The following is a 5,737-nucleotide window of genomic DNA, read 5'->3' on the forward strand; positions in this document are numbered from 1 at the left end:
CTCCGGCTGCGACTGCGACTGCGGCTGCGACTGTGAGTCCGGCTGCGGTCGCGACTCCGGCTGCGGTCGCGACCGCCGAGGCCGGTCCTGGTCCGGGTGTGGTGCGCCCGCGGGGCGGGTGTGGACGGTCGGCCGCTCAGCGGGTGTGACGTCGGGCACGCGGACCTGGTCGGTCTTCTGCCGCGCGTTGGCGGAGCCGTGCCCGTCACCGGCCGTCTCGCCGGTCGCGGCGCGGGCGTCGGGTTCGTCCGACGGCCACAGCGGCCCCGCTCCGGCGTCGTGTCCACCATCGACGGCGCCGGAGCCGGGCCCGGCCCACTCGCCGTCCTGCCGGTCTCCGGCGTCCGCGTCCCCTCTGCCAGGCACAGCCCCTCCTCGCCGCTCAACGGGGCAGACGTCACATTTGCCCACCATCGTGGCCCGCCCGCCGAATGCGTGGTCCACACTAGATGCTGACAGGTCAGACGCAGTGTGAGCCGCCCGGAAGCGGCGCCGAGAGACAGGCAGCGAGGACGGCGTGGAGTTCGACGTCACGATCGAGATCCCCAAGGGGGAGCGCAACAAGTACGAGATGGACCACGAGACGGGGCGCATCAAGCTCGATCGCACCCTGTTCACGGCCACGCAGTACCCGGCCGACTACGGGTTCATCGACGACACGCTGGGCCAGGACGGCGACCCGCTCGACGTTCTCGTCCTCGTGCAGGAGCCGACGTTCCCCGGCTGCCTGATCCGGTGCCGTGCCATCGGCATGTTCCGCATGACCGACGAGAAGGGGCCCGACGACAAGATCCTCGCGGTGCCCTCGGACGACCCGCGCATGGAGCACCTGCGCGACATCCACCACCTCAACGAGTTCCACAAGCTGGAGATCGAGCACTTCTTCCAGGTCTACAAGGACCTGGAGCCCGCCAAGAGCGTGGAGGGCTCCACGTGGGCCAGCCGCGCCGAGGCGGAGAGCGAGATTCAGAGCTCCTACGCGCGCGAGACGGCACACAAGGCGCAGGCCGAAGACCACGACTGACGCCGTTCGCGGCCCTTCGTCCCCTCAGGCCCCCTTCACCGCGGTCACCGCGGAGGAGGGGGCCTGATGCGTCCGCGGGTCCTCATCGTGAGGACGCGGACCCGGTCGAGGCCACGGTCGAGCACGCGGCCCCGGCGGGGACCGCCGAATTCAGAGGGCCTCGACGCCGTCGGCGTGCCTGCGGGCCAGAGCGCGGTAGACCTCGGCGTTGTACTCGATCCACAGCCGCGCGGAGTCGGTGAGCTCGACGAACTTCTTCGCCGGGCTTCCCATGGCGATGACCTCGTCGGGGACCTCCGTGCCGGGAGTGACGGTCGCCCCGGCCGCGACGAGCGTGCGCGCCCCCACGGTCGCCTTGTCCAGCACCGTGGCGGCGTTGCCCACGAGCGCCTGCTCCCCGATCACGCAGTCGTGCACGATGCACGAGTGCCCGATCGTGGCGTTTCGGCCCACCTCGCACATGCCGTCGTTGACGTGCAGCACCGAGTTGTCCTGCACGTTGGCACCCTCGCGCACCACGATGCGGCCGAAGTCGCCGCGCAGCACCGCCCCGTACCAGACCGAGGCGTCCTTCTCGACGACGACGTCGCCGACCAGCGTCGCGGTCGGCGCGATCCAGGCGTCGGGATGCACGGTGGGGCTGGTGCCCTCGAAGGAAAACATCGGCATGGCGCACACCTTAACCACGCCGGCGGCCTCCGTCGTGGGGCGCGTCCGCACGCGGGTGCCCGGTTCCCGTACCGGTCGCCGACCTGCCGTGCCTGTACTCCGGGGCCGGTACGGAGCCATCGGCACGCCGCACCGACAGCGGGCTCGGACACACGAAAGGCCCCCTCCCGGCGGGAAGGGGCCTCGTGCGTGCTGGAGCCGCCTGGGGGACTCGAACCCCCGACCTGCTCATTACGAGTGAGCCGCTCTGGCCGACTGAGCTAAGGCGGCGCGGGCGTACCCGGCTGCGAAACAGTATAGCGTCCACTTCCCCGTCACCTCCGGGGCCCCCTGGTCGTTGGGCAGGCAACGACACCGGCGTCGTCCGGCCGCCGGGTCACGGCTTTCGGGAGGACTGTTCCGCATGCGCCGATGCCTGCCCCGAGCGCTGGCTCTGCCCGTCGTGGCCACGGTTCTGGTGCTGTCCGCGGCTCCGGCCGCGGCGCAGACGGTGCCGACGACTCCCGAGCCGGAACCCTCCGACGAGAATCAGCCGCCGATCACCTCGCCCACCGGCCCGGTGCCCACGGGCCGTGCCATGGCAGAAGCGGGCACCGCGCTCGGTGTGCTGCGGCTGGGGCCGGAGGCGGTCCCCGCCGACTCGATCCTGCCGGGCGCCCACGAGGAATTGCCGGACCAGTCGGCCCTGGAAGGTGGCTTCGGGCTCGCGAAGGCCACGGCGGACTCGGAGTCCTACCTCAACTACGAGCGCGCGGTCGCCGAGGCCGCGCCCTTCGGGCTTTCGGTCGCTGGGCACGCCCCGACGGTGCCGGGCGCGGCCGTGCAGACCGCGTTGCCGGACAACGAGGAGCCCGTGACCACCGGCCTGGCGGCACCGGAGAACCCGTTGGTGCGCGTGAGCGGGCTCGAGGGCCGGGCGCACGCGCGGTGGAGCCCGACGCTGGGCCCGTGCGTCGGCACCATCTCCGACGCCTCCACCTCCGCGGCGAGCCTCTCCCTGCTGGACGCCCTCCCCACCATGCCCGACACCCCCACCCCACCCGCCACGAACGGCGAGTCGCCCCCCACAGACCGCGAGTCGCCCCCCACGGGCGGCGTGTTGCCCCCCACGGATGATGAACTGCCGGGTGCGGACGCACTCCCGGACCTTGGTCCGGACCGCGAGCCGAACGGAGACGACACCACCGGCGAGCAGAGCACCGCTGACGAATCCTCCGGTACCGACACCTCGGATGCCCCTGACGGCGACGCGACGGCAAGGGACACCGAAGCCGACCGGGTCCGTGAGGCGTTCGCCGAGCTTCCGGGGCCGCTGGCGCGCCTGGGTGGACTGCTCGGCGGGGGTGGCGACCACGCCGACGGCACGGGCACGCTGCTCAGCGTGCCGAACACCCTTTCCGCGCGCTCGGTGGTGCGGCTGATCGACCAACCCGGCACCGAGCGCAAGGCGGTCGAGGCGATCTCGACGATGCGCGCCGCCGAGGTCAACCTGCTCAAGGGCACGCCGTTCGGGTTGACGGTGAAGGTGGTCAGCCAGCCGACCCTGCGCGTGGTCTCCACGGGCGTGGCCGACACCTCGACCGTCGACTACACCGCCCCCGTGCTCGCGGTGCGGCGCGGCGGCGAGACGCTGTTCGAACTGGACGCGGCCAACCCGACCGCCGACATCCCGGTCGGCATCCCGCTTCCCGGAATCGAGGACGTCCCCGGCCTCGGCGAAATCAGCAACGCGCCCGTGGTCGGCGACGTCGCCGAACTCGCCGGTGGCGGGCTGGCCACGCTGCCCGAGCGGGCCTCCGACTTCGTGCTCGACGTCGGAGTCCTGCGCCTGAGCATCGCGGAGCTCACCGACGAGGCCACCACGGTGACCGACCCGTTCGCCGGCCACCACGTCTCCGCCGCGGCGCGCATGCTGGACCTGCGTGTGCTGCCCACGGACCGCCTCAGGAAGGTGCTGCCGGACGAGGCGGCGGAGCGGCTACCGTCCTCGCTCGCGCAGATCTCGCTCGGCGAGCAGACCGCCACCGCATACGCCCCCGAGGGCGGCGTCGAGTGCGGCACGACAGCCCCGCCCGCCGACGTGCCTCCCGAGGGCGGGCCGCAGCCCGCCGGGCCGCCGAACCTGGCCTACACCAGCGGGGCCTACTCCGCCGTCCCGCTGTTCTGGACCGGGACCGCGATGTTGCTGACCGGGGTGGTGCTCGTCGCCGCGCTGCCCAACAGGGGACCGCGGACCCGGCCTGCGCACTCGGCCGGACGTCCGTCACCACACCCACGGCACGACTGAGCGGCCTCCGCCCCGCACGCGGCGCCCGGGGAACCGACTAGCCCTCGCGCAGCGTGGTCACCATCGCCTCGACGGCGATGCGGGGCTTGACGTTCCAGCCGATCGCCTCACGGCACTCCAGCACCGCCTCAAGGCGGCGCAGGGTGGAGGCGGGAGTCCACTGCCGGGCGGCCTCGGCGCTCTGCTCGGCGTAGTCCGGGTGGTTCAGCGCCGCTTCCGCGCCGCTCGCGGTGACCAGCACATCGCGGTAGAACCCCGCGAGGTCGACCAGCGCCAGATCCAGCGTGTCGCGCCGGGTCCGTGTCGCGCGCGACTTCTGCTTCCTCTCCAACTGCTTCACGGCGGCGTCGGCCGCGCGCTTCGCCGACGCGACCCCCTTGCCGGTCCCGCCCGCGCCCATGGCCGTGCGCAGCGCGTCCTGCTCGGCCTCGTCGCGGGCCTTGCTCTCCTCGTTCGCGTCCGCCTCGGCGGTGCGCACCAGTTCGTCGGCATAGCGGAACATGTCGTCGGCGCGGCGCAGGCCGAGCGGAATCCGTAGCACCGAGGCGCGCCGTGCGCGGGCGTCGTCGTCGGTGGCGAGCCGCCGTGCCCGGCCCACGTGTCCCCCGCACACCGCGGCCGCCCACTCGGCACGGGAAGGGTCGATGCCGTCGCGGTTGACCAGCACCGTGGCGATCGACTCCACCGGCGGGGTGCGCAGGCCGACCAGCCTGCACCGCGACCGGATCGTGACGGTGACGTCCTCGGGATGGTCGGAAGGCGCGCAGAGCAAGAACACCGTCCGGTCCGGTGGTTCCTCCACGGCCTTGAGCAACGCGTTGGCCGCTCCCTCCGTGAGCCGGTCGGCGTCGGCGATGATCACTACCTGCCAGTTGCCCGTGGTGGGCCTGCGGGAGGCGGCCTGGACCAGCGAACGCATCTCGGACACCGAGATCGACAGCCCTTCGGGCTCGACGACCCGGACGTCGGCGTGCGTGCCCGCGAGGGCGGTGCGGCACCCGGGGCACTGCCCGCAGCCCGCGTCGACGGTGCATTGCAGGGCCGCCGCGAAGGTCCGCGCCGCGACGGAACGACCCGATCCGGGCGGCCCCGTGAACAGCCAGGCATGGGTCATCCCACCGGGTGCGGGACCGTTCCCGGCGCTGTTGCCGGCGGAGGCGCCATCGTCCTCAGCGCTGGTCACCTCGCCGGTGTCCGCGTCGGCGGCGACGAGGGCCGCCGCCGAGGACGCCGCCGACGACAGGATCTCCACGGCGGGCTCCTGGCCCACCAGTTCCTCCCAGACCCGGCCACTCACCGTGCGGACACCTCCGCGGTCACGGACGGCAGCTCGGTGCTGCCGCGCAGGGCCGCCCGCACCGAGGCCCGGACGCGCTCGGCCACCTCGTCCTCGGCGCCGTCGGCGTCCACGACGACGTAGCGGTCGGGGTCGGAGGCGGCCATCTCGGCGAGCATCTCCTGCACACGCCAATGGTGCTCGGCCGTGCGGGCCGAGGTCTCGCCGGGGTCACCGGGGTCGCTGTCGAGAAGCACGGTGAGGTCCGGGCGGAGCCGCCCGGTGGCCCAGTCCGTCAGCCCCTCCAGTTCCTGCGGGTCCAGTTCGGCCGTAGCCGACAGGTGGGCCAGCGGCGAGTCGACGAAGCGCTCCATGACCACGATCGCACCGTCGTCCAGCGCGGGCCGCACGTCGCGTTCCACGATGTCGGCCCGCACGGCGGCGGCGGCCAGCGCCTTGGCCCGCGCACCGGACAGCGACG

At 73.1% G+C, this 5,737-nt stretch carries 5 protein-coding genes, 1 tRNA gene and 1 pseudogene; 2 read left to right on the forward strand and 5 right to left on the reverse strand.

The window, feature by feature from the left end; genetic code table 11:
• Nucleotides 1-366 (reverse strand): annotated as a pseudogene (locus SACSA_RS26600) (hypothetical protein); the annotation flags it as partial.
• A 151-nt stretch (nt 367-517) separates the two neighbouring features.
• Here SACSA_RS26600 and SACSA_RS0104150 point away from each other — a divergent pair.
• Complete coding sequence (locus SACSA_RS0104150; protein WP_019813770.1) at nt 518-1,024, forward strand: inorganic diphosphatase; 507 nt, start codon at nt 518-520, stop codon at nt 1,022-1,024.
• A gap of 150 nt (nt 1,025-1,174) precedes the next feature.
• Here the strand turns inward: SACSA_RS0104150 and SACSA_RS0104155 are convergent, their stop codons facing one another.
• Nucleotides 1,175-1,693 (reverse strand): gamma carbonic anhydrase family protein, encoded by a 519-nt coding sequence (locus tag SACSA_RS0104155; protein WP_019813772.1) that lies wholly within the window; start codon nt 1,691-1,693, stop codon nt 1,175-1,177.
• A gap of 193 nt (nt 1,694-1,886) precedes the next feature.
• Nucleotides 1,887-1,963, reverse strand: a tRNA-Thr gene (locus SACSA_RS0104160).
• A 133-nt stretch (nt 1,964-2,096) separates the two neighbouring features.
• Here SACSA_RS0104160 and SACSA_RS0104165 point away from each other — a divergent pair.
• Nucleotides 2,097-3,980 carry a hypothetical protein gene (locus SACSA_RS0104165; protein WP_019813774.1) on the forward strand — a complete coding sequence of 628 codons (1,884 nt, stop codon included), beginning with the start codon at nt 2,097-2,099 and terminating at the stop codon, nt 3,978-3,980.
• A gap of 37 nt (nt 3,981-4,017) precedes the next feature.
• Here SACSA_RS0104165 and SACSA_RS0104170 read toward each other — a convergent pair whose 3' ends face one another.
• Nucleotides 4,018-5,277 carry a DNA polymerase III subunit delta' gene (locus SACSA_RS0104170; RefSeq protein ID WP_019813776.1) on the reverse strand — a complete coding sequence of 420 codons (1,260 nt, stop codon included), beginning with the start codon at nt 5,275-5,277 and terminating at the stop codon, nt 4,018-4,020.
• Nucleotides 5,274-5,737: dTMP kinase (locus SACSA_RS21425; protein WP_048876407.1), on the reverse strand; the 464-nt coding region annotated here is incomplete at its 5' end. The genes SACSA_RS21425 and SACSA_RS0104170, both read right to left, overlap by 4 nt.

This window comes from Saccharomonospora saliphila YIM 90502 (genome assembly GCF_000383795.1).
In the GTDB taxonomy this organism is placed as follows: Bacteria; Actinomycetota; Actinomycetes; order Mycobacteriales; family Pseudonocardiaceae; genus Saccharomonospora; species Saccharomonospora saliphila.